The sequence below is a fragment of the Pseudomonas mucidolens genome, from assembly GCF_900106045.1.
Taxonomy (GTDB): domain Bacteria; phylum Pseudomonadota; class Gammaproteobacteria; order Pseudomonadales; family Pseudomonadaceae; genus Aquipseudomonas; species Aquipseudomonas mucidolens.
Map to the genome: position 1 here is coordinate 965,865 of NZ_LT629802.1, position 22,399 is coordinate 988,263.

The following is a 22,399-nucleotide window of genomic DNA, read 5'->3' on the forward strand; positions in this document are numbered from 1 at the left end:
CAACTCCTACCTTGAGGTAATTGGTCATTCAGGCGGTCGAGATCAGACCTCTCATCAAGCGGTATCCATGCCCGCGAATGCTTTGAATAGCATTGTGGGTGCCATACACCTCTTTGATTTTTCCACGAAGCCGACTGATAGATTTCTCCAGCGCTCTGGGGTCGTAAAAATTGGCGTTCAGACCCATGATTCTGGCAATTTCATCATGACTTAATATGTGGTTGCTGGTTTGCGCCAACGCCTCCAGAATTTTCATTTCTGCAAACGAGATATCCAGCTTCTTGCGGGTGCCTAACAGGCATATACGAGTGGGGTCCAGCACCAGATTGACTTCTCGTTGCCATTCTTCACTGCTGAAGAACCCGGATAGCAACTCAGAGCTTTCGTCGGACAAGGTATTGAGCTTGATACAGCAGTCGGCTCCCGCAAGGTAGTATTTCATCTTGTTGTAGGCGCCCCTGCCCGTGATGACGGCACAGATGATTAAATCCAAATGTGTGGCGCGCAGGTTTTCCACCAGCGCCAGATTCTCATCGAGTGCCTGAGGGTCGTCGATGATGATGAAGATAGCGCGATACAAGTCCGGATCTTCATTTCTCTTGTATGAATGGGTATATGAACTAGCATCAACAGCTATATCAGAATGCACATGCCGCGCGACTAATGCTTTAAAGTTCTCGGCCACAGTGCGAGTACGGCCCAAGGTGAGAACACCTGGTCCCTCATTTGTCGGGCGCTGGCTTCCAGTCGCTAATTTCCCTGTAAGCATCATGCTTTGACTCGAATAGGTGCTGACATCGGGATGTTAAAGCACCGGTTCTCATCTGTGACTGACAATTGGTAACATTCGCGCGGATTTTGCACGTGCGTAGAGACTTTTCTAACATAAAAGATGTTTTTCGATCTTTTTAGTTGATTTTTGCACCTTGCTGAACTAGCGAATTGGCATGCTTAGATGATGGCGAATTGAAATTGTGCCACTATTATTGGAAGGGTGGCAATTTATTTATGTCCTCAAAAGGCCATCATTTCTTCCCGGGAGATTGGCGCCGAAATACTAAAATGTGAAACCTGTCACATTTTTATGCTAGCGAAGCAACCCATCTACATCGAATCGCCTGGCGGTTTGTTATTTGGACGATTACTAACAATTAATGAGTGGTTGGTTAGTTCAGGCGTACTATTCGCAGGTTCTCTGCGCTAAAGGGATACGCTGTATTCAGTATTGTCTTTATGCGAGCGCACGTGTCTGCTGACAGCCATTTATTACTGTTCGATTACTGGATGCCCTAATGCGATTAACGAGCCGTTCAATAAGAATGGCCTGATGGAGGATTGATGGAGTTTTGGACCTTTGTGCAGGTATTGGTGTTAGGGGCGGTAGAAGGGCTGACAGAGTTTTTGCCGATTTCCAGTACCGGCCACCAGATCGTTGTGGCGGATGTGTTGGGGTTTGGCGGGGAGCGCGCCATGGCGTTCAATATTATTATTCAACTGGGCGCCATTTTGGCTGTCGTATGGGAGTTCCGCCCTAAGATCCTCGAGATTGTCAGCGGGCTGACAACCCAGCGTAACGCACAACGCTTCACGCTGAACCTATTGATCGGGTTTCTTCCTGCGGTGGTGCTGGGGGTATTGTTCGCCGATAAAATTCATGAGTACCTGTTTAATCCGATAACCGTAGCCGTCGCGCTGGTGGTGGGTGGCATTATCATGTTGTGGGTAGAGCGGCGCGAACACGCGGTACACGTCGAACATGTTGATGACATGTGCTGGTCCGATGCGCTAAAGGTTGGTTTTGTACAGTGTCTGGCGATGATACCCGGCACTTCCCGCTCCGGATCGACCATTATCGGTGGCTTGCTCTTTGGCCTGTCGCGCAAGACCGCTACCGAGTATTCGTTCTTCCTGGCGATGCCGACCATGGTTGGCGCCGCCGTGTACTCAGGCTACAAGTACCAGGATCTGTTCCAGGCCAGTGACCTGCCGGTATTTGCCCTGGGTTTTGTGACCGCGTTCTTTTTCGCGATGATCGCAGTGCGTGGTTTGCTCAAATTCATCGCCAACCATAGCTACGCGGTATTCGCCTGGTACCGGATTGTCTTCGGTTTGCTGATCTTGGCGACCTGGGGGTTCGGGTGGGTGAACTGGACAGCAGTTTCTGTGGGTTGACCGATCTCGTTCGCAGGGGCGCAGGTATATGCACATGCGCCCAGTTACCGCCCCTCCAATAATCCCGCCGCCTGGTCCAGCAAGGCCAATGGATCGCTGGCCTTATGAATATCTACCGATAACAACTGGCGAAACTTGCGCGCCCCCGGAAACCCCGTTCCCAACCCCAATACATGCCGCGTAATGTGATGCATCGATCCACCCGTTGCCAGGTGCGCGGCTATATAAGGACGCAGCTGGGCTAATGCTTCAGCCCGACTGATCACGGGGGTCGAACTTCCAAACAACCGCTGATCGACCTCCGCCAGCAAGTACGGATTGTGATAAGCCTCCCGACCCAGCATCACCCCGTCAAACGCCTGCAAATGCTCTTCGCACTGCTCAAGCGTCTTGATCCCGCCGTTGAGGACAATCTCAAGCTGTGGAAAATCCTGCTTCAATTGCGCGGCCACCTCGTAACGCAACGGCGGAATGTCCCGATTTTCCTTCGGCGACAACCCTTCCAGAATCGCAATCCGCGCATGCACGGTAAAGCTGGTACACCCTGCGTCTTGCACCTGCCCGACAAAATCACACAGTTGGGCATAACTGTCCCGGCCATTGATCCCGATCCGGTGCTTCACCGTCACCGGAATCGACACCGCATCGCGCATCGCCTTCACACACTCCGCCACCAGCCCCGGGTGTGCCATGAGGCAAGCACCAATCATATTGTTCTGCACACGGTCACTGGGGCAGCCGACGTTCAGGTTCACCTCGTCATAACCCGCCGCTTCAGCCATGCGCGCGCAGGCTGCCAGATCCGCCGGAACACTCCCACCCAACTGCAAGGCGAGCGGATGCTCGGCTTCGTCGTGCCGCAGGAAACGCTCGTGATCACCATGCAGAATCGCCCCCGTGGTGACCATCTCGGTGTAGAGCAAGGTGTGTTTGGAGAGCAGGCGCAGGAAAAAGCGACAGTGGCGGTCGGTCCAATCCATCATGGGTGCAACGCTGAAGCGCCGAGACAGTGCGGTGCTTGATTCTGCTGGGCTAAAGCTATGTTTTTGAATCATTTTACTCAACGTGTTTTCGGCGTGTTTTTGGGCGTTTTCAGGCGTTTTTTAAGTCTCGGTGGTACGATGTACCACTCAAAAACTGACGCGTACCACTTTCGATATGGCGACTATCAGGGCAAGAAAACTGGCAGATGGGACTGTGAGCTACACCGCTCAGATCCGCATCAAGCGCGACGGAGTGCAAGTCTACCAAGAGAGCCTGACCTTCGCCCGAAAACAGGCCGCACAGGCTTGGGCGCGTAAGCGCGAATCGGAGCTGGATGAGCCTGGTGCGATCGAGCGGGCGAGTCGCAAGGGCGCTACGTTGAAAGAGATGATCGATCGCTACCTGGTCGAAGTAGAGAAAGCCCGGCCGCTGGGCAAGACCAAGCGCGCAACACTCAATGCCATCGGTGAGACGTACCTGGGTGAGTTGACCGACACGGACATCAATACTCAGTGCCTGGTCGATTTCGCACTGTGGCGGATGAGCAAGGAGGGCGGAGGGGTTCAGCCACAAACCGCCGGCAATGACCTGGCGCACCTCGGTGCTGTTCTGTCGATTGCCAAAGACGCGTGGGGTTACCAGGTCGATCCTCTCGCGATGGGCGGCGCCCGACGGGTGCTACGGAAACTGGGCTACAACCTGAAAAGCCGCGAGCGTGACCGCCGGCCGACGTTGGACGAACTGGGAAAGGTGCTGAAGCATTACCAGGCCATGCAGGCGAGGCGCCCAACTGTCACCAATATGCTGAAGGTCGTGGGCTTTGCTCTGTTCTCCACGCGCCGGCTGGATGAAATAACCCGTATTCGTTGGTCGGATGTCGACGAGGCTGGTCAGCGGGTGCTCGTGCGCGATATGAAGAACCCCGGGCAGAAAATCGGCAACGATGTTTGGTGCTACCTGCCGGACGAGGCGTGGCAGATTCTCCAGACAATGCCGAAGGCCGGCGACGACATATTCCCCTACAGCCCTGAATCTATCTCCACGTCCTGGGCGAAAGCCTGCAAATTTCTGGAAGTCGCAGACCTGCACTTTCACGACCTTCGTCATGAAGGTGTGAGCCGCCTGTTTGAAATGGACTGGGATATCCCTCGTGTGGCGAGTGTTTCCGGGCACAGGGATTGGAATTCGATGAGGCGCTACACACACCTGCGTGGAAAGGGTGACCGTTACGTGGGGTGGGAGTGGCACGAAAAGATATTGAGGGCACCCGTCCAACTGGGCGCCGCATCAATGAAGTGGCTCAAACGGCGGGTTTTAACCCGTTGAGTTGGTTGTGTTCTTTAACTGCAGCGGCGCGCTGTAGGTCGAGGTAGACGGCCAGATCGGTGAGGTGAATGCCCTTCGCCGACTTCTGGCTCGGCTCCAGGCGGGTGATGGGTAGCTTGATCTGACCACTCATCACCTTGCGCTGGAACATGTCCGGCGTCAGATGTGTGAAGTAATCCCGGCACACCAGTTCCAGCGAGATAATCGCCTGCCCGTCGTATTGGGCCATGAGGATGAACGCTGTATTCATAGCTAAACTCCCGGACGGCCTTTGAAGGCAAGCCAAATGTAGTGGCGACCCTTAGCGGTAACCTTGATTTTGCCCACCTGTTTATTCCAGCTGATCAGGCGAAGCTCTTGCAGGATGGTGGTCAGGGTGTGGCCCTGGTGCCAACCGGCCAACGCCTTTACGCAGCCCTGGGCCAGGAGCCCACGGAAGTCTGTGTGCCCGAAGTTGGTGCCTTTGAAAGCGGCTTGCATTTGCTCATCGCTCACCAGATCGGTGATGTCGCGCGCGGACGGATCGCGGCGGTAGCACTTATGCGTCATCGCGGTCGCCCTCTGCTGGCCGGCCTTGAGTGACCCGTTTGAAATCGATCACCCAAACCCAAGGATTCGCAAAGTAGTCGCCGCCGGTGCTTTCCCAGATGTATCGGAAGTGCTCTTGTACCGTGGCGTTGTAGATGTAGCCGGGGATCGACCCGTGGCCGCCCCTACGGCCGCCGAAGAAGCTCACCACTGTCGGTCCAGATATTTTGTACGGAGAGATTGCGTGCATTAGGTCTCTCCCTCACATCCGAAATGATTGATGAATGAACGTCGGTCGGGCCGTGTGTTCTGCAGGTTGTGCGCTTTCAACCTGGACCTCACAGACAAACCGATGCAGTTCCCGGTTGGGGGCGGTCAGTGCTTTGGTCAGGCCAGGAACGGTGCCAATGCATTGCTCATACGCGTCCGGACCTTTCCAGCGCTCAGCCGGTATCACCTGGCAATTTGTTCGAGTTGCATCTGTGCACAGGTACAACAGAAGTAGGACGCTCATGACGTTGCTCCCGGAGTGACACTGATCAGATCACCGTCACGCAATGCGGCAGTAGCTTTCAGTTCGGATAGGACTGCTACTGCGTGCTCACGGTCGAGCGCGTAGATGTAAACGCTGTAGGTGCCCTCCAGCGTGGTGAAGTCGACCGGGAACATGTGCCAGGTCAGGCCTTTTTCCACCACGATGGGATTAAGGGTTATGCCTGGGCGGTTCATAGTTTGGCCATCTGCTTGCGGTAGCCAGCGTCATACAGAGCTTCCGCGCTTTGCGAGATGGTCAAGCACGCACCTACGTAAGGGTTTAAAACCTTAATCAGTTCATCAACACCTGCTTTGCGGTCACTCTCCTGCTGCTCGATAGCATTGACTGCGTCTGCATCCCAGCCATGAAGCCGGCGCAGCGTCATGAGATTCAGGGCGTTTTGTGCTCGCACAGCAATGACAGTCGGGTATGAGCAGTCGCCAGCGGCCAGGTCTTCAACGAATTCTTCTAGGGCGTCCATGGCCGCCAGTTCATGGCCGCGACTCCAAGAGGTGACTTCACCGCCGTCTACCTCTTTCGGAACGGCATTTCCTTGGGCCCCACGGATAACGATGGTGTCGTATCGCGGTGTGGTAGCCTCTGCGTTGCCGCTTTGGGGTTGATTCACTTGCATGGTGCTTCTCCTTTTGGTGGTAGGTGTCGGGGAGTTGGCGCTCCTCGACACCATCTTTCAGGCCGGTTTGGCTTGGTCTTGCTCAATGATCGTTATGACTTCGTCTCGGTCTTTCGCATAAGCGAAGGGCAGTTCGCCCCCTGGGCGAGTGACGGGGTAGCGGGACTCTGGCAGCCGGCACAGCGCGACGGTGTAGCCGCTGTCGGTAACCCAGCAGTTCTGCTGGACTTGCCCTTCCTTATTGCGTTTCGGTGCCCACTTCATGCCCACGTCCCGATCAGTTCTTCCCAGATGGCATCGCCGTCAGGGAGGTACGTGTGCACCTCTTGCTCTGGCGAGTAGTCCAGTTGCAGCACCGCCAGGCAGTCGTCGAAAAGTGCGGTGTCGAGGCCGCGCAGGCTGGTCAGGACGAAGGGGTAGTCGCGGCCGTTGTAGAGCCCGAGCAGGAAGCGACCGATCACCGCGCTCTGGCCTGTATCACGCTGTGCGACAGGGACCAGCCGGGCCAGTGCTTCAATACCGGCCTTGCGAATGGCGGGGCGCCTGGCTTCGAACTCCTGCAGTTGCTGGAACCAGTTGGGCTGCTGTTTTGGGGCACGCGTATTCATACGGATTCTCCTTTCGAAGGCCGGATCAATAAGGAATGGTGTCGTTAAAAGCGATGTCATGAATCACTTTCCTGACTTCAAGTCGAAGCCCTTCTGAGATCGAAAGAAGCGTGCAAAGCAGATCGATCAGAGCGAGCATTTGGGCGCAATTTTTGGCAGTCCGGAGGCTGAGGCCATGCCCGTATTTGTGGATTAGTTGGGCCTGGTACCGGGGCAACAGAGTCTCCAAGTTGCTGGATACCCATTCTTCGGACTGGTCCACCTTGATACCGAATGCGATAGCCTTTTCTCCATTGAGATCGTTTAGAGCTTTCGGCGAGACTCGGATTGCATGTGGGCCATCGTCCGAAAAGTTGACGGTGACCATGCGACTGGTGACGGCATCGCTGCATTGCAATGGCTGATTGCCGGTGATCGTTAATGCACCTTGGAAGGGGCGAAGCTCGGCCTGGCTATCTCCTGGTCTGACAACGAACTTACCTTCGTTGTAGAGCGGTTTCAGCTCGTCCCAGTCAATCCGTTCATCCGATTCACCTTCTTGTTCGCAGATGATCACCCGCTGCCCGGAGTTCCCTGCTACGCGTGCTCTTGCCGCCGGAGTTGATTGGGCTAGCGAGTAAGCGTACGGAGTTTGGCCTGTCAGCTTCTGGAGGTAGTTGAGCAGGAGAGTTTTGCTGACGCTGGCATCCCCGATGATCTGCAGGAACGGGAAACTGTTTTGATCGTGGCGAATGCGAGCGGCGTGGACCGCCCCCAGCCACCAGGCCATAACGACTACTCCACGGGGCCCGAAGTACGCCAAAAAATCGTTAAAGCGGATGGCGGTTTTCAGTTTGTTTTGCATGGTGCTGCTCCTGTTGTTGCGGTGGTTACACGCCCTGGAATGCCCAGCAGCGAATGGTTTTCGATTTGTCGAACGCGTCCAGCACTCGCGCCGAGTTGACGGGCTTGTTCGACTCCAGAAACTTGGGTGATTTGCTGGTTTTGAGCAGGCGCTTCAGGTCGCTCAGCGGGGGAATCTGCTGGCGCTTATTGGCAGCCATCTCGACGAATTCGTTGAGGTTCACCGCGATCAACCCGTCCCGGCGCGCGTGGTTCAACGCGCCTTTCTCGTCCATGCCGTTCAGAAAGTCGTACAGGTCCCAAAACTCGGTAACGGTCGGGTGGTCGGCATTGATTGCCTGCTGCCGCTCGAGGGCCATGCGGCTGATTTCGGCGTGAGCGAGGGCCTTGCGGCGTTCGCCAAGCGGGACGACACCGGCCAATGCATCCACTAGGCTGCGCAGCTGGGCGTGATTCTTGGCGATACGGACGGTGCGCACACCGGGCTGGGCCAGCAGCTCCTGTTCATAGCCGGAGGTGTTTTCCTCCAACAGGCGCATGGTTTCGGCTTCGCGCTGCAACGCCTTTAGGAGGAAGCCGCTGATGCTATCCATCGGCATACGCTCCAACTGCTCGGCGTACTGCTTGGTCTCCGGCGTGTGGTGCTCGCGCGTCAGGTGGACATGGCAGATGCGCTGCAGGATGGGTTCCGATGCGTTCACTGGGTTGTTCTGGGCGATAAGTAACGCGGCACGGAATGGCGGTTCGTGGGTGTCGTTGCCGTTATTTTTCACGCCGGTGGAACGAACGCTGCGGCCGTTGTAGGCGGTTTTCAGTTCGTCCCAGTCGAAGTGTTTAACCGGCTGGCCTTCCTTCTGCTCACGCTCCGACTCGATCAGCACCACCGGCAAGTTGCTCACCTGCGAGAAGTTGCGCGCACGGCTCGCCGCGGTTGCTTTGGATGGGTCGAAGCCTTCGTAATCAGTACGCCCGACGGACTTCCACAGCAGCTCTACCAAGGTGGTCTTGCCCGAGCCGGCTTCGCCCACGAGTTCAAGGAACATCAGTGATTTGTGAATCTGGCGGATCTGCTCGGCGTGCAGCGCGCCCAGCCACCAAGCCAAGACCACCAACCCCTGCACGCCAAAGCAGCGCCAGTAGATGTCGAACCACTCTTCGTTGTAAGCATTGAGGTCGGTATTGATATGCAATACCGGTGATTGGCTCTGTGACTTGATGCTCAGCTTGCCCAAGTCGAAGAAATCTTCCTTGTTGCGCACCTGCACCTTCCCGCCGTGAAAGGCCAAGTCGTTGAAGACATAGGCGCCATGGTCGCGGCTGTAGCCGATCCATTCGATGGTGTTGACGGTTTTCAGGCAGTCGAGCTGGGGCGCCAGAATCCGTTTTAGTTGCTGGGCGCTGCCCTCGAACATCGCGCCATTCGAGACGTTGAGTAGGCGATTCGCGAACTCAGGTGCTGACGTGAGTTGCTTGGCCGTGAAGGTGCTTTTGATCGCCGGCCCCTGCGGGCGCTCGATACGGAAGTAGTACCAGGCCTCGTCGGTGAGGTCGTTGCGCATGTAATACAGCGCCTGGAAATTGCAGTTGGCGATGCTGGTCACTGAGCCAGATTGGCGCAGTGCCTTGTAGCGCCGCTGTTCGTCAGTGAGCAGTTGATCCTCATGACGTTCTGAGCTTTCCAGATCGCCCATGGCTCGGTCGTACCGTTCAAGGTCCAGCCGAAACCAGTACAAGCGCTTACGGAACGAAAAATGGAATTCCTTGCGCTCGTCGCGCAGGTAGATGAGAAAACCCTTTTCCTCGGCGGAATCAGCCAGCAGCAAGTCCCCGTGGTGGACGGCTTCGTCGAAGTCTCGCTCGATCTGCTCGGCGCGTTTGTCGTCGCCCTCAATCGACTTCCACCGTAGGTGAAGGTCGTTCCAGTCCACTTTTTTGCCGTTGGGCTGCGGAATCACTGCCGCTTTGCAGGTGAACCCCAGGTCGCGGGCCTCCTTTGCCCAGCGGCGCATGTTGGCCTTTGCGACTGGCTCGTTATCAAGCGCCCAGACAAGGCGTGGCAGGCGCTTGTCAGCGTCATGGCGAAGTGTGACCAAGGCCTTGAGCGAGTCGGTCGGGCAGGGTGCGCTGGACATCATCGATACGGCCGAGGTGTCGTTATGCAGCAGTGCGATGGCGTCGAAGATGCCCTCGGTGATCCAGAGTTCATCGACGTTCGACAGGTTCACGCTTGGCGGGCACCACCAGACGCCTTTGTAACCTGGCAAGCCTTCGCCGGTTGGGCGGAAGCGAGCTTTCATCTTGCCGAATCGGTCAGGCCGGTCTATCAGACGCTCCCAGTAGCCACCTTTTTCCAGGGGGAAACGCACCGTGGCACTGCCAATGTTCAGCCGGCTATCCCAGTAGTTTTCCTGGGTGAACCAACCGGCGATCAGCTCAAATTTAAAGCCCCGCGCAAACTCAAGGTAGGCGCGTGCCGTGGCAACCGGGTTATCTGGCGTTGACGGTGCGGTCTTGCTCCAGTCGTTGAACAAGTCGTCGTAGACGTCCTTGACGTGGACACGGTGGCCGCATTTTTCCGGCCGTCCACAGATCAGCGTCCAGGGCGAATCGTAGAAGGTGTACAGGGTCTTCTGGCCGCAGCTTGGCGCAGGGCATACACCCTTGCGCATGTAGTTGGTACCGGGCATGTGTTTGAGCTGGTAATCCCGCTCAATGCGTTGGATGACGTCGGCTCGCAGCCTTTCTTGCATTTCCATCGTGGCTTACTTCGCTTCGTCGAGACTGTGTTTAATGGCGCCAATCAGGCGTTTTTGCGCGGCCATCACCGGGAAGGCCGCGAGCAACGAGCCATGCCGCAAACCCTCGGGGATCCTGCGAAAGCGGTCGTCGTACCAATGCTCGTTGAACTGCTGGGCGTACTGGCTTCGTAGCGCTTGGAGCAGCGCTTCGGCCTCTTCGCGTGGCAGTTTTGCGGTGATGGCGACGTCGATTTGCATGGTCCACCTCGGATTTCGGGCAAAGCTCACCCAAACCCACGGGAAGCGGGGCAGGGCGGGTTGTTTAAACGGGGGTTACTGAGGGTGTTGCTTCAGAGCGTTATCGCGCTGGGCGAGCAGGGTCTGCGGCAGCAGCCTTGCCGGAACCGGGTACCGAAGGTCGGCCCGTGTATCGATCAGGTGGACGACAGTGCTGCCTGGGCTGTTGCCCCAGTCCACGCCGATACACTTGCGCTGGTTGACGACCTGCAATTCTGTCCAAGCGTTATGCACCAGCTTCTGCGCCATGAACACCGGCACTTCCAGCGCGGTGGTCATGTGCCGAACGCAGTTCTCGTACAGCAGGTCAGAGTCCACCAGGTGCTGCGCTTCGTGCCGTTGCAGGTAGGCGAACGCCACCCGTTGCATGCTGCTGCGGTAGTCGTGGTCAAGCTCTTCATGGTTCATTGCGCACACTCCATTTCCATTTGGTCGAGCAGGTCGGGTTGATCGTTGGCGGACTTCATCGCAGCACGGCGCAGGGCAATGTCGGCGATGGGCAACTTGACGGAGGGGTTAGCCATACCGCTGGGGCTCATTTCATGAGTCATTTCGAACTCAGCCCGCACCGACCAGCCGCAGGCCTCGTTGGTGCATTGCAGGTAGGCCACCCGCAGGAAAATGTGTGTGCCTTCGCTGGTGCGGATACGCATGCGGCCGAGGCAGTGAGGGCATACCAGCTTGTAAGTGCTCAATGCTTGCGCTCCTTACTGTGCAGTTGGATGGTGGCAAGCACTTCGGAGTGGCGCGCAGCCATGTAGCGATTGTGAGCGCCGAGAATCGCCGCAGCCTCGCCTGGTTCAACCACCCCGTCTTCCAGCGCTTTCGCGATGATCTGATCAACGTAACCGCGCTTCGCAGCGACATGTACCGACCGGCTGTAAAGGTCGATGTTGTCTAGCGTCTCGGGTTTAGCGAGCGGCACGAACATGCCGCCATACATGGCTGCGATGTATTCAGGCAGGTGAGTCGTGCCGGCGTCCTGCTCGAGCAAATGTATTTGTTCATCGCTGAGAGGCCGGCTACCGGCATTCTCGTAAACATGGTTGTCGAATTTTTTGAGTTCATACCCAAGCCGGGCTGCAGCGCATTCGCGCCCGCCGGGGTAGTCGCAAATGACCGCGCTCATGACTTGGCGTTTGGTCACTAGAACTGGGCGTTTCATCTTCTGGTTTCTCCCAGGAGCCCAAGGCTCTAGTTTGTAGTCTCGGAAGCTTTAATGCCCAGCAGGACAGCCGCACGATGAGCTGCACCGCGCAGACATTTCTTCTGCCCATTCAGCACCGCATAAACGGTCGAGGGATGAAGGTCGTTCTCAATGGCGAAGTCCTTGACGGAAATGCCTCGAAGCTCCAAGCGCTTTCTGGCGGCCTGGCAGGCTTGCTCGGGTGCGTAGGTGGCGTGCATAGTTCAGATTCGTGTGATTTCGCGTAATGGTGCGAAGATATTGGTTCAGATATTTGAACCTGTCAATGCTTGAGGTTCAAAAAATATGACCATTGGCGAGCGACTGAAGGAAGAAAGGTCGCGCTTGGGACTTAGCCAGACTGATTTAGGCGCTGCTGGTGGCGTCGGTAAAACCACCCAAATCAATTACGAAAAGGGCGCCGGGACACCGGACGCCAAGTATTTGGCTGCTGTTGAGGGATTGGGTGTGGATGTTCTCTATGTGGTGACCGGCCAACGCTTGTCTATGGGCGAAAATCAGCTGTCGAACGATGACTTAGAAATCGTGAAGCACGTACGCAACCTGGGCGATGAGGATAAGGGGGCGGTGATGCGCCTTCTCAGGGCTTTTACAGTTAACAGATAAGGAGTTTTGACATGAAAAGGATGACGTTATCGGTAGTGATGCTGGCAATGCTCGCTTCGGGTGTGTGCGGTGCCAAGGAAAGGACTGAGGAGGTTTCGAGTAAGGACTACGGAGACGCTTGGCCGTTTACGGTCGATAGCGTTGACCTGTTGTGCTTTGGACCGTCGCCTAAGGCGTTGGCCCGGACGTCGGATGGGACCGTCTACGCATTGAGCGGGAGTGCACGGAGTCAGGCAAAAGATCGCGGTTGGTCGGACGGCCAGGACATCACGAAACCCAATCCTACGATACCGTCTATCAAAATGGACTACAGTGATATTGTCCAGCGTGCTCAGGCGCTCTGCGGTGAGGCGTAATTTGCAATAAATTATTCATCAAGCGGCTGGTGGCACACATAAACATGCTGAGAATGACTCACTCCCCGGGGGCTTTGGTTGGTACCGATGTTGGTGCCGGGCGCCCGAGCGTGTTGAATGGAGTGACACATGTCAGTGATGAACGAGATAGATCCCAAACAATCGGATTTAATCGCATTGGATGAGCTGAATGAGCGCGAGAGAATGGTCGTGCAGTTATTCAGATTCCTCGATGATGTAAGTCAGAACGATATAATACGATTTCTAAACGTACTACTGTCTACCAAATAAAAATCTCCCGGCTTTATGCCGGGACTCTACTCTTCATCGTTTACGTGTTCAGTCTCGATTATTTAATAAGGAGTTGCTATGAAAAGAGGTGTGGTAGCTAGCGCGCATGTAATAAGTGCCCTTCGTGATGGTTTTACGCTTGAACGGGGCGTTAGCGTTGAGGAGGTAAGCTTTTATGCGTTGTACTGGGATCGTGTAGTATTGCCCACGAATAATATTATGAATGTTCGAGTGCATGACGAGGCAATGCTCGTGGATTGTGGTCTGATCGAGCGTCCTCGTGTTATTTTTAACGAGAGTATAAACTCAGAGGATCTTCCGTCCCATTTGTCAAAGATTCAGGTAGATACAGCGAAGAGTCTTATCGAGTCTAATAGTGATGTGGATTGGGTTTTGCATCAAGTAGGTGATAAGTTGATTCTACCAGGCGTGGCAGTGGACCAAAAGAGATCTCTGAGATTTGAGCTGATCAATGCTTTGCCAGTGCCGTTGGGGACTGTATTAGTTCCTGATATTCTGGACTTCAAAGAACGGCGCGCAGATGAATTGCACATTCTACATGATGCTATTGACAGTCTCTACTTGGAGGTACTTAAATCTCCAGATCAAGATCTTTCGGCAAAAAAAGCTGTGGTTGATTTAAAGAAGGCTATTTCTGATCTGAATGCAGTTTCTTCCGAGAGGTGGAGCGTTACATCGAAATTCGACTTCTCAGTAAATTTTAATTTGGATGGTGGTAAAATCGCAAGCGCGTTTGCGGCAGGTGCTGCGTTCGATTTTTTTAGTAATATGTTTACAGCTCCAGTTGGTACGCTTGCTGCTCCTTTTATAAGTATGCTCAGCATTAAATCAGGACATTCAACAGCTATTCAGGCATCTCAAAAAGAAAATAAGTTGTCATACCTTTCTCATGCGCATGCGGAAAAAATTATTATGGGCTGATCCGTGCAAGGTTCTGGTTGCTGTTTAGTTGCCAAAGTTTAATTCAGGCTTTGGCTATTTTATTACCTCATCCGTTGAGGCTATTTTCCATTCTAAGCCATTCTCGCTCAACTGCTCGCTTCGCGGTTCTCTCACCAGCATACAACCACCGCAACCGCTTTGGCTTGCTCTGATCCCCCGCCGTCACAGTCTTTTCCTTCCCAGTATTCTTGTCGCGGTAGTACGCGATGATCCCGGTGTAATTGCCTTTGTTTTCCTCGGCCAGCCCCTCAACCGTATCCTCGGGCAGCTTGCTCTCCAGCTCCAGGCTGACGGTGTATCCATTGTCCGGGCTGAGGGTGTGCTGCACGTTTCCGCCGTACCAGATGATCTCGTCGATCTCCGGCTTAACGCCCTGAAGCGTGTAGGTCAGTTCGGGAATGAGGTCCGGCCGACCCCGGGCGAGGGTGTAGCTGAGCGTCGCGCTGCCACGTTGCAGGCGATTGAATTCTGCCCGGGCTGCGCGCAGGGCGGACTGGCGGTCGCTGAACGTGTGGCGCAAGTCTTTGAGGTTTTCACCGCCGCCGGCGATGGCCTCCTGTTTCTTTGCACTGTTCACATCGTAGAAATAGGCGCGCACACCGTCATAGCTGTCGCGATCAGCTTGCAGGTAGCGATGTTGGTCGCCGTCGGCGCGAGTGAGGGTGATATGCGGCAGCTCGGCGCCGGTGGCTGTCTTGCCGCCGCCCGCCGGCAGGCATAGCAGGCAGCCGGCCTTGACGGTGACCACCGCGTCGAACTCTTCCCCTACGCGGCTGATCAGGTTGGCGTCGGATTCGTTGGCCTGGTCCAGCTGAAGAATGGGCAATCCGTCCAGGGCGCCGGCGATGGTGGCGGTGAGGCCGTTGCCCAGGGCGATATCGCCCAGAACATCTCCGAGGGTGGTGTTGCTCCAGCTGCGCTCGCGCTTGGTCTTCAGGCCTTTGCGAAGGTCCGCCGAGCGGGCGCGGATGCTCAATACATCCGGCGCGCCGCTGTGTTCGGTTTCATCGACGGTGTAGGTGCCTTTGTCCACCAGGCCTGTATCACTCCAACCCAGCCACAGTCGGATGGTCGCGCCTTTGGGCGGGATCGCCAGCAGCCCATCGTGGTCGCTGAGGGTGATGCTGAGCTGGTCGGCCTCGATCCCGCGATTGTCGGTCAGCTCCAGGCTCATCAGTCGTGGGCTGATCAATTGGGCGATGTCGTTGCCATCGACCGTGATACGAAACGCCGGCACCGGGTAGGCCGCATCGCGGCGGTAGCGTTCGACCAGGTCTTCGACGTAGCCGGTAACCTTGGACAGGGCAGCATCAATCACAGCAGCGCCCTCAAAATGTTGACGCCTGCGCTGGTACCGGCGCCGAGCAGATCGATCCGGTCGTCATCGATGCGCTTGAGGTTGACCGTGAATTCAATACGCCGAGGCGTGCCGTCACGGAAGAACAGCGTTTTGGTTTCGCTCAGACCATCGATAATCCACAAGCCGTAGATGCGGCCGCTGCCTTCGACCATCGGCCAGGCCTTGCCGGTGTTCGCCATCAGCCGCAGAGCGTCGAGGCTAAGGGCGCTGCCGGCCAGCTCCGGGAGGATGACGCCGGGTAGGGTGATGGTGTCGTCGCCGCGCCCGACAAACTGCCGAGCCGGAGCGGCGCCGACGCGGCTGTTGCTTGCATGGCGCCATTCGGTTTGGCGTTGCAGTTCCTGGTACGCGAGTGTCGAGAGGCTGAATACGAACATGCCGAGGCTGAGCATCATGGCGATTAATCCAAGTCAGATAACTTGCTGCGGTTGCGGGCTTTCTTCTCGCTTTCGATGCGGGCAAGTTCAGTCCGTACAGCGCGGGCAATGGTTTGGGCGTCTATCCCTGGTGTGGCCGGGATGTTGATCTGGTAGACGTCATGGCTGTCGTGCACCACTTGTACGGGGGCACTGGCGATGGGTGGCCGATCATCGACCGCCAGTGCCGGGAGGCTAAACGCGCCCACCGCGAGAGCACCGGCCGTCGCGATCTGCTTGCCGAGGTCTATCAGGTTCAGCAGTCCGTCATTTATGGGCAGTGTTGGCTTCGCTGCCCGCGCGACAGGCTCCAGGGACAATCGCGGCAGTTGCTGAGTGTGCTTGCGGGCGTCTTCAACTCCTGCAGGTAGGACAGGAGCAGCGGGGACACTGAGTGTTACTCCTCCGGCGGCAGTCAGGTTTTCGCTGATCTGTGTCAGCGCTTTCAGTGGACCTTTCTCGCCACCTTCCAGCCCTTGGGCCAGGCCCGCCATGGTGAAACCGCCCAGCTGCGCAAAAACACGCGACGGACTGTGAATGCCGAGCTTTTCCTTGAACCAACCAATGCTGGAATCGCCGATTGAACCGATAGCGCTTTTGACGGCACCGAGGCCAGCTTTCAAACCGTTGACCAGGCCGTTGACGATCATGCCCCCGAACTCAGTAAAGCGGCTTGGCAAATCCACGCCCAGATAGCTGAGTACGCCGGCGAAGGCCTGGTAGATCAAGCCGAGCGGGCTGAAATTCATCAGCGCCTTGAGGATCCCGCCGACTCCACCACTGAAGTCTGTCTTTATTTCTGCCCAGGAGCGGGAGAAGTAATCCTTCACTGCATCCCAACCTTGGTAGAGGAGATTGGCACCGCTTGATAGCGCCTGAGCGACAGGGGCTAGGGCTGTTTTGATTGATTCATACCCTGAGGAGATTCCGTTGATCAGTCCGTTGATAATCATCCGGCCAAACTCGGTAAAGCGGCTTGGCAGCTTGATCCCCAGATAACTCAGTACTCCGGAAAAGGCCTGGTAGATCAAGCCCAGCGGGCTGAAATTCATCAGTGCCTTGAGAATTCCGCCGACTCCACCACTGAAGTCGGTCTTTATTTCTGCCCAGGAGCGGGAGAAATAATTCTTCACTGCGTCCCAGCTTTGGTAAAGAAGGGTGGCCCCGCTTGATAGCGCATGGACGACAGGGGCTAGGGCTGTTTTGATCGATTCATACCCTGCGGAGATTCCGTTGATCAGCCCGTTGATGATCGCTCGACCCAAATCGGTAACGCGGCTTGGCAGCTTGATACCCAGGTAGCTCAATACCCCGGTAAAGGCCTGGTAGATCAAGCCCAGCGGGCTGAAATTCGTCAGCGTCTTGAGGATCCCGCCGAATCCACCTTGGAAGCCAGCCGTGATCTCGGCCCAGGCATCAGTGAAGTAGGCCTTTACAGCATCCCAGTTTCTATAGATCAGATAGGCAGCGCCTGCGAGCACGGCGACAACGGCTGCGATAGCCAGGACGACGGGGTTTGCTGCGAGTCCCCACAAGGCGATGCTGACCGTACGCAGTGCGGTAACGACCGGACCAATCAGAATCCCTCCCAAGGTTCGCAGGACTGTGCCGAACACCTTGAAGATACCGATGATACCGGGCAGGCGTATGCCAAGCATTGCCAGGCCGAAACGAAGGAACAGAAACGGCCCAAGAATGCCTGCAATTGTGAGAGCTAGCCCACCGAACACCGCTGACAATATCACTACAGAGGCGACGATTTTCAGCAAGGACGCGGTCAGGACCGGGTTAGCCTTTACCCACCCGTTGACCTTGTCCAGCCCATTGCCGAGGGCATCCATGACATCGACCATGGTTGCTCGCACGGACTCCCCCGCACCGCTTTTGGTATTGAACAACTTGTTCTGCAAAACCTGCCAACGGCCTTCGATAGCATTGGCGCGGACGTCCATTTCTTTCTGCATCGAGCCCGTGGCACCAGCGTCATCCACCAACTTGAGCTGCTGACGCAGCTCCTCCAAGTTGTTGACCAGTTTGCTGGCGTCTTTGCCGAACTCCTTGCCGAACAAGCGGGTTGAGGCTTCTGTCCGCTGCTCGGGTGACAGTTTTTTGATGCGCTCAAGGACCCCCATGATTGTGCCCATCGCGTCCTTCGTCATACCTGTCTGCACCGCCTTGGAGTCAAGACCCACCATCGCCATGCCTTCCTGAAACTTCTTGCCCTGCATCGTAGCGATAGCCAGCTCTCGCACCATCGCCCGCGAAGCGCTGGCGGCGACCTCAGGTGCGGAGCCCAGCGACAGGAACGTGCTGCCCAGTGCCGCCGCCTTGCGGTAGTCGAGCTTGTCGGCCACGTCGCTCATACGGGTCAGCGTCTCGATGATGTCGCCCCCCTTGGAGCGGGTGTTGTCGTCGAGATAGTTGAGCGCGTCGCCCAATTCGGCGATGTTCTTGATCGGCACCTTGTATAGCCCGGCAATCCGGCCCATATCTTCGCCGACTTGTCCGGCAGGTAAGTCGAAGGCTACAGCCGCAGTGGCCGAGACCTTCGCCATGGTCAAAAGATTTTCCTTGCCCTGTATACCGGCCCGAGCTTGCGCCTCAACCAAGGCGGCGAACTCGGTCGTGGCGATGGGCATTTCGTTACTGGCCGCTTTGATAGCGTCGGCAAATTCGTAATAGGTGCTGGTGAGCTTGCCGTTGTCATCACGCGCGCCGTCGACTTGTTTGGCGACGCCCAACATGGCGCTCTCGAAATCGACATAGTCCCTGACCACACCGATGACTGGCCGACTTGCCGCGTAGGCCACGCCTAAGCTGGAACCGCCTGCGACCGCGGCGCTGCCGGCGAACTGCTTGCCCTGGTCGTAAGCCCCACGGACCTTGGCGAGACTCTCCTGTTTGCGTTTCAGGGCATCCAGCCTGTCCATTTGGGTCTTCATGGCCCGTGTGGCGCTGTCCATATCGCGCTTGAGCTTCAATTCCGATGCGCCCAGGGCATTGGTATTGATGCCGGCGCTCTTGAGCTGCGCGCTCAGGCTGGCGAGTTTGCCTTTCTGCTGGCCGTACTGCTCGCCCAGGCGCTTCGACTCGGCGCTGTGCTGCTTCAACTGCGCCAGTTGCGCTTTGAAAGGAGTTTCCAGTCGGCGGATTTCCTCTCGTAGGCCGGCATGGCCTGCGCGGCTGGTGCGCAGCTGTGCGTTATTCAGGGTGAAGCGGTCGGCCAGGGTCTTTTCCTTGGCCGCCAGCTGGTCCAGCTGCGTCTTGCGCTCGCGTTGGGCCGCTGTGAGGCGTGTGTATTCAGCGTGCTGTTCGTGGGTAAGGGTGTTGCCCTTCTGCATAACTGCATTCAGCGCCGCGACCTGTTTGCCGGCTTTACGATGCTCGTCTCCCAGCAAACCAAGGGCGTTGCGCGCACCGGTGAGTTCAAGCTTGAGTTCGTGCTGGCTGGTTTTGAGGGCGTCGACCTTGTGCCGCGACTTTTCGAAAAGCGCCTGTGTCGGCGCGAGTTGCTGTCGGACCTTGGCGGTGATGCGGGACAGTTCGCCGATCTTGGTGTTGTTGGCGCCCAGTGCATCGGAGGTGGCGCGGGTAGCCGCTTGCAGCTCACGCCAGGCACTGACGTCGCGCTGCTGAGTGTTGAGTTCTTTGAGGCGGTCGCGGGCGGCCTTGAGTGCGCGGGCGGTCTCTTTGCTACCGCCCGTGATTTGCTTCAGCGGACCTGTGGCCTTGTCGATGGCGCTGAGCAGCACCTGCAGTCTCAGATCATTCGCCATCGGTGGAACTCCGCACCCTGGCACGCTCGCGCCAGTCCATTAGATCTTGCAGGCCCAGCTGATCCATATCAGCCGGAGCCCAGTGAAAAACCACGGCCAAGTCGGCCATGGCGTCCTCTACGCAACGAGGGATGCGTCCGTCTTCGCCGACTTCTGCAACAAAAAACCGGAGATCTTGCTGCTGAGCGCCAGCAGATCGGCCGGGTCCATGCCGGCGACTTCAATGGCGGTGAGGCTCGGGCTGCTGATGCGTGGCACCACCTTGATGAGGCTGGCGACGTCCATTTGCAGCAGTTCCACCAGGCTCACACCGCGCAGTTCGCCCGAGGCTGGTTTGCGCAGGGTGATGCTGTCGATGGTGGTGGTGCCGCGACGGATCGGGGTGTCGAGGGTGACGGTGTTGTCGTCGGCCAGTGGTTGTACGTCAGGCTGTTCGGTGGCTGCTTTGGTGGTCATGAAAAAAGCTCCAGATCGTTAGGGTGGTGATGTTGGGTTGGCTGGTCAGATGCCCATGGCGGTGCGCTGTTGCTCGAGCATGTCCACGCCGTTGATCTTCTCGACGAAGTTGAGCAGATCGATTTCGATGATCTCTTCGCCGTCGACGGTCAGCTTGTAATAGCTGCAGGTGGTGGTCATGGAGTGTTCGGTGTCTTCGCCGGGCTGGGCATCGCCCATCTCGATGGTTTCGTGCCGGCCACGCACGACCACTTCCACGTTGCTGATTTCGCCCGTGTCGTCCTGCTGGTAGGGGCCAGAGAAGCGCAGGGCCACGCCCGAGGCATTGACACTGCCGAACTGGCGCAGCGAGATCAGATCGATGCCGCCGGTTTTCCATTCGAACTGGATGCCATCGTCGGAAAAGCCCAGGTCAGCCTTGACCGGTCCATTCATGCCGCCGCCGCGATAGGCTTCCATCTTGCGGGCGAGATTTGGAAGGGTGACGGACTTCGCCACGCCGAGGTAACTGTTACCGTCATTAAACAGGTTGAGGTTCTTGAGTTTGCGAGGCATAGCCATGGCGGTGTTCTCCGGGATTCAGGGGCAGGGTGAACTCCCCTCGCGGGGAGGCCCGGTTTAGCTGTTGATGCCTTTGGCGAAGTCGATCAGGTAGCGGTCGGTGATTCGCTGGCGGAAGGTCAGATCCTCCAGGGGCGGCACGGGGGTGTAGTCGTAATCCACCCATAGCTTGCCGGCCTTGAGGGTGTCCTTGGTGTTGATGTCGTCCGGATACCAGCAGCTGCCGCCGATCAGATAGCCTTGGGACTTCATCTCGCGCATCTTGGCGTTGACCCCCTCAACGAGGTCACGCACCAGTGAGGCGTGCATCGGGCGGTCGATGGCCCACATGTGCGCTTCCGCCATGGTGTCGGCGAGGATCTGCGCGGTGCGGGTGTAGTTTTCGAAGGCGAACAGCGGATCGTCGCTACAGGTCCGACTGCCCCAGAAGCGGAAGCCGTTGGCGTTGATCAGGGTGGTGACTTCGTTGCTGTTGAGGTAGTTGGCGTCGGTGGCCGGGTTTTGCAGATCCCAGAACACGTCGGCGCTGATGCCGGTGACGCCGCTGACGGCGACGTTGGAGAGCGTTTTGTGCCAGCCGGTTTCCTGATCGATCTTGGCGCGCAAGCCCAAGGCACGGGCCACGGCCGAGGCGGTCGCGGTCTTGTTGGCGACGGTGTCCCAGTTGAGGAAGTCCGGCCAGATCACCATCACTTCACGATCACCGAAGTTTTCGCGGTAGGCGACCACCTCTTCCTTGGTTTTGCAGTCCCAGGCACTGACATAAGCAAAGGCGCGCAGGTCTTTGGCGATGGCGACCAGGGCGGCGGCAACCGGCAAGCTGTCGAGGCCTGGCACACCGAGAATGCGCGGCGTCATGCCGACGCGGGCCTTGGCGGCGAGCAGGGCTTTCATGCCGGTGTACTGGCCGGTCGGGGTAGTGCCACCGATCAGCGCGCTGGTGGTGGCCGCTTCGTCGGCGCCTTCTTTGACCCGCACCACGATGCAGTAAGGCTTGGTCTGATCTGCGATGCCTTGCAGGCTGGCTGCCAGGGTGCCTTGAACGCCGGCCTTGCCGACAGCGGTCTGCACGTTGGTGATCAGGACGGGCGTGTCCAGGGGGAAAACAAGCGGATCCGCATCTTCAGCAGTACAAACCATGCCGATGACTGCGGTGGGAATAGTGCGAATGGGGCGGGTGCCGTCGTTGAGTTCGAGGACCCGCACACCGTGGAGATAATCGGCCATGGGTTGTGCCTGCGCTGTGATGGAATGACAGTGCACAGGCTGCCGCGCGCGCGCCGATTGGGCGAGCGCGGGGACTTGTAGGGAAGGGTGTTACAGGGAAAGGAGAGAGGCTGTCATTGAGTCTGCTCAGCAATCCACGGCGGGGCCACTGGTCTGAACTCAGCGTCAGGGAAGGTCGTTGTCTGCGGCCACTCCCGGAGCGCCTGGCGATATGAGAGCAATTCTGTGAATAGCTCCGGCGCAAGTGTCGGGGTTAACTCCAGGTCCTGTTCGTCACGATGGCGCAATACCAACCATTCAGTTCCAGCCAGCTCCAAATCGCGCCATTGCCGCTCGGCACCGGCCTGCTGGTCAGAGGTATCCTCCGGCGGTGGAGTGAGCGCCCCTTCTACGACTGTCCAACCTGGCTGCGTTTCTACAGGACAGGCCTGCCATACCAGCTCCGGGTGAAAACGATCAGTTGGATCAATGTCGGTGAGTTCGACCGCAGTCCCGTTTTCGATTCTTGCCCACAT

Annotated in this window: 29 protein-coding genes; 5 read left to right on the top strand and 24 right to left on the bottom strand. The window is 57.2% G+C overall.

Annotated elements, in window-relative coordinates; genetic code table 11:
* Positions 1–28 precede the first annotated feature (28 nt).
* Positions 29–772 (bottom strand): winged helix-turn-helix domain-containing protein, encoded by a 744-nt coding sequence (locus tag BLU75_RS04775; RefSeq protein WP_084380650.1) that lies wholly within the window; start codon positions 770–772, stop codon positions 29–31.
* Between the two features lie 566 nt (positions 773–1,338).
* On the opposite strand from BLU75_RS04775, the gene BLU75_RS04780 reads away from it, so the two are divergent.
* The gene (locus tag BLU75_RS04780; protein WP_084380648.1) at positions 1,339–2,172 is read left to right on the top strand and encodes an undecaprenyl-diphosphate phosphatase; all 834 of its coding nucleotides are present in this window, start codon (positions 1,339–1,341) and stop codon (positions 2,170–2,172) included.
* 44 nt (positions 2,173–2,216) lie between these two features.
* Here the strand turns inward: BLU75_RS04780 and dusA are convergent, their stop codons facing one another.
* Positions 2,217–3,227, bottom strand: a complete 1,011-nt coding sequence (dusA, locus tag BLU75_RS04785; RefSeq protein WP_084380646.1) for a tRNA dihydrouridine(20/20a) synthase DusA — start codon at positions 3,225–3,227, stop codon at positions 2,217–2,219.
* 103 nt (positions 3,228–3,330) lie between these two features.
* Between dusA and BLU75_RS04790 the strand changes: the two genes are divergently transcribed.
* On the top strand, positions 3,331–4,482 hold the full coding sequence (locus BLU75_RS04790; protein WP_084380644.1) for a site-specific integrase: 1,152 nt from the start codon (positions 3,331–3,333) through the stop codon (positions 4,480–4,482).
* Here the strand turns inward: BLU75_RS04790 and BLU75_RS04795 are convergent.
* From BLU75_RS04795 to BLU75_RS04865, 14 genes are all read right to left on the bottom strand, one after another.
* The gene (locus BLU75_RS04795; protein WP_084380642.1) at positions 4,457–4,732 is read right to left on the bottom strand and encodes a pyocin activator PrtN family protein; all 276 of its coding nucleotides are present in this window, start codon (positions 4,730–4,732) and stop codon (positions 4,457–4,459) included. The genes BLU75_RS04790 and BLU75_RS04795 overlap by 26 nt on opposite strands.
* 2 nt (positions 4,733–4,734) lie before the next feature.
* The gene (locus BLU75_RS04800; protein ID WP_084380640.1) at positions 4,735–5,031 is read right to left on the bottom strand and encodes a hypothetical protein; all 297 of its coding nucleotides are present in this window, start codon (positions 5,029–5,031) and stop codon (positions 4,735–4,737) included.
* Positions 5,021–5,260, bottom strand: coding sequence for a hypothetical protein (locus BLU75_RS04805; RefSeq protein ID WP_084380638.1), 240 nt, complete (start codon positions 5,258–5,260; stop codon positions 5,021–5,023). Before BLU75_RS04805 ends, BLU75_RS04800 begins: the two co-directional genes overlap by 11 nt.
* Before the next feature lie 260 nt (positions 5,261–5,520).
* A complete protein-coding gene (locus BLU75_RS04815) occupies positions 5,521–5,739 on the bottom strand; it encodes a hypothetical protein (RefSeq protein ID WP_084380634.1) in 219 nt (72 codons plus the stop codon).
* Positions 5,736–6,179 carry a hypothetical protein gene (locus BLU75_RS04820; protein WP_084380632.1) on the bottom strand — a complete coding sequence of 148 codons (444 nt, stop codon included), beginning with the start codon at positions 6,177–6,179 and terminating at the stop codon, positions 5,736–5,738. The genes BLU75_RS04815 and BLU75_RS04820 overlap by 4 nt, the downstream gene beginning before the upstream one ends.
* Before the next feature lie 57 nt (positions 6,180–6,236).
* Complete coding sequence (locus BLU75_RS04825) at positions 6,237–6,443, bottom strand: hypothetical protein (protein ID WP_084380630.1); 207 nt, start codon at positions 6,441–6,443, stop codon at positions 6,237–6,239.
* Positions 6,440–6,787 (bottom strand): DUF7673 family protein, encoded by a 348-nt coding sequence (locus BLU75_RS04830; RefSeq protein ID WP_084380628.1) that lies wholly within the window; start codon positions 6,785–6,787, stop codon positions 6,440–6,442. Before BLU75_RS04830 ends, BLU75_RS04825 begins: the two co-directional genes overlap by 4 nt.
* A 25-nt stretch (positions 6,788–6,812) precedes the next feature.
* Entirely contained in the window at positions 6,813–7,631 is an 819-nt protein-coding gene (locus BLU75_RS04835) for a hypothetical protein (protein WP_084380626.1), read from the bottom strand.
* Positions 7,632–7,656: 25 nt separating this feature from the next.
* Entirely contained in the window at positions 7,657–10,380 is a 2,724-nt protein-coding gene (locus BLU75_RS04840) for a toprim domain-containing protein (protein WP_165447428.1), read from the bottom strand.
* A 12-nt stretch (positions 10,381–10,392) separates the two neighbouring features.
* Positions 10,393–10,626: a hypothetical protein gene (locus tag BLU75_RS04845; protein ID WP_027912658.1), complete on the bottom strand. Its 234-nt coding sequence runs from the start codon at positions 10,624–10,626 to the stop codon at positions 10,393–10,395.
* Positions 10,627–10,701: 75 nt separating this feature from the next.
* Positions 10,702–11,073 carry a hypothetical protein gene (locus BLU75_RS04850; protein WP_084380622.1) on the bottom strand — a complete coding sequence of 124 codons (372 nt, stop codon included), beginning with the start codon at positions 11,071–11,073 and terminating at the stop codon, positions 10,702–10,704.
* The gene (locus BLU75_RS04855; RefSeq protein ID WP_003183346.1) at positions 11,070–11,360 is read right to left on the bottom strand and encodes an Ogr/Delta-like zinc finger protein; all 291 of its coding nucleotides are present in this window, start codon (positions 11,358–11,360) and stop codon (positions 11,070–11,072) included. Before BLU75_RS04855 ends, BLU75_RS04850 begins: the two co-directional genes overlap by 4 nt.
* Positions 11,357–11,830, bottom strand: coding sequence for a YmfL family putative regulatory protein (locus BLU75_RS04860; RefSeq protein WP_084380620.1), 474 nt, complete (start codon positions 11,828–11,830; stop codon positions 11,357–11,359). Before BLU75_RS04860 ends, BLU75_RS04855 begins: the two co-directional genes overlap by 4 nt.
* Before the next feature lie 29 nt (positions 11,831–11,859).
* Complete coding sequence (locus tag BLU75_RS04865; protein WP_084380618.1) at positions 11,860–12,072, bottom strand: DNA-binding protein; 213 nt, start codon at positions 12,070–12,072, stop codon at positions 11,860–11,862.
* Between the two features lie 85 nt (positions 12,073–12,157).
* Between BLU75_RS04865 and BLU75_RS04870 the strand changes: the two genes are divergently transcribed.
* From BLU75_RS04870 to BLU75_RS04880, 3 genes are all read left to right on the top strand, one after another.
* Positions 12,158–12,478, top strand: coding sequence for a helix-turn-helix domain-containing protein (locus tag BLU75_RS04870; protein ID WP_084380616.1), 321 nt, complete (start codon positions 12,158–12,160; stop codon positions 12,476–12,478).
* A gap of 47 nt (positions 12,479–12,525) precedes the next feature.
* Positions 12,526–12,834, top strand: a complete 309-nt coding sequence (locus tag BLU75_RS28230; RefSeq protein WP_414860570.1) for a DUF2511 domain-containing protein — start codon at positions 12,526–12,528, stop codon at positions 12,832–12,834.
* 369 nt (positions 12,835–13,203) lie between these two features.
* Positions 13,204–14,067, top strand: a complete 864-nt coding sequence (locus BLU75_RS04880) for a DUF6236 family protein (protein ID WP_084380612.1) — start codon at positions 13,204–13,206, stop codon at positions 14,065–14,067.
* 67 nt (positions 14,068–14,134) lie between these two features.
* Here BLU75_RS04880 and BLU75_RS04885 read toward each other — a convergent pair whose 3' ends face one another.
* From BLU75_RS04885 to BLU75_RS04925, 8 genes are all read right to left on the bottom strand, one after another.
* Complete coding sequence (locus tag BLU75_RS04885; protein ID WP_084380610.1) at positions 14,135–15,406, bottom strand: phage late control D family protein; 1,272 nt, start codon at positions 15,404–15,406, stop codon at positions 14,135–14,137.
* Complete coding sequence (locus tag BLU75_RS04890; RefSeq protein ID WP_084380609.1) at positions 15,403–15,843, bottom strand: phage tail protein; 441 nt, start codon at positions 15,841–15,843, stop codon at positions 15,403–15,405. The genes BLU75_RS04885 and BLU75_RS04890 overlap by 4 nt, the downstream gene beginning before the upstream one ends.
* 5 nt (positions 15,844–15,848) lie before the next feature.
* Positions 15,849–19,640, bottom strand: a complete 3,792-nt coding sequence (locus tag BLU75_RS27665; protein ID WP_231982612.1) for a phage tail tape measure protein — start codon at positions 19,638–19,640, stop codon at positions 15,849–15,851.
* Positions 19,630–19,749, bottom strand: coding sequence for a GpE family phage tail protein (locus BLU75_RS04905; RefSeq protein WP_080520579.1), 120 nt, complete (start codon positions 19,747–19,749; stop codon positions 19,630–19,632). The genes BLU75_RS27665 and BLU75_RS04905 overlap by 11 nt, the downstream gene beginning before the upstream one ends.
* Positions 19,750–19,757: 8 nt before the next feature.
* On the bottom strand, positions 19,758–20,096 hold the full coding sequence (locus BLU75_RS04910) for a phage tail assembly protein (protein WP_084380607.1): 339 nt from the start codon (positions 20,094–20,096) through the stop codon (positions 19,758–19,760).
* Positions 20,097–20,141: 45 nt separating this feature from the next.
* Positions 20,142–20,657 carry a phage major tail tube protein gene (locus tag BLU75_RS04915; protein WP_084380605.1) on the bottom strand — a complete coding sequence of 172 codons (516 nt, stop codon included), beginning with the start codon at positions 20,655–20,657 and terminating at the stop codon, positions 20,142–20,144.
* Positions 20,658–20,714: 57 nt separating this feature from the next.
* Positions 20,715–21,884 carry a phage tail sheath protein gene (locus BLU75_RS04920; protein ID WP_084380603.1) on the bottom strand — a complete coding sequence of 390 codons (1,170 nt, stop codon included), beginning with the start codon at positions 21,882–21,884 and terminating at the stop codon, positions 20,715–20,717.
* A 113-nt stretch (positions 21,885–21,997) separates the two neighbouring features.
* A complete protein-coding gene (locus BLU75_RS04925; protein ID WP_084380601.1) occupies positions 21,998–22,399 on the bottom strand; it encodes a phage tail assembly chaperone in 402 nt (133 codons plus the stop codon).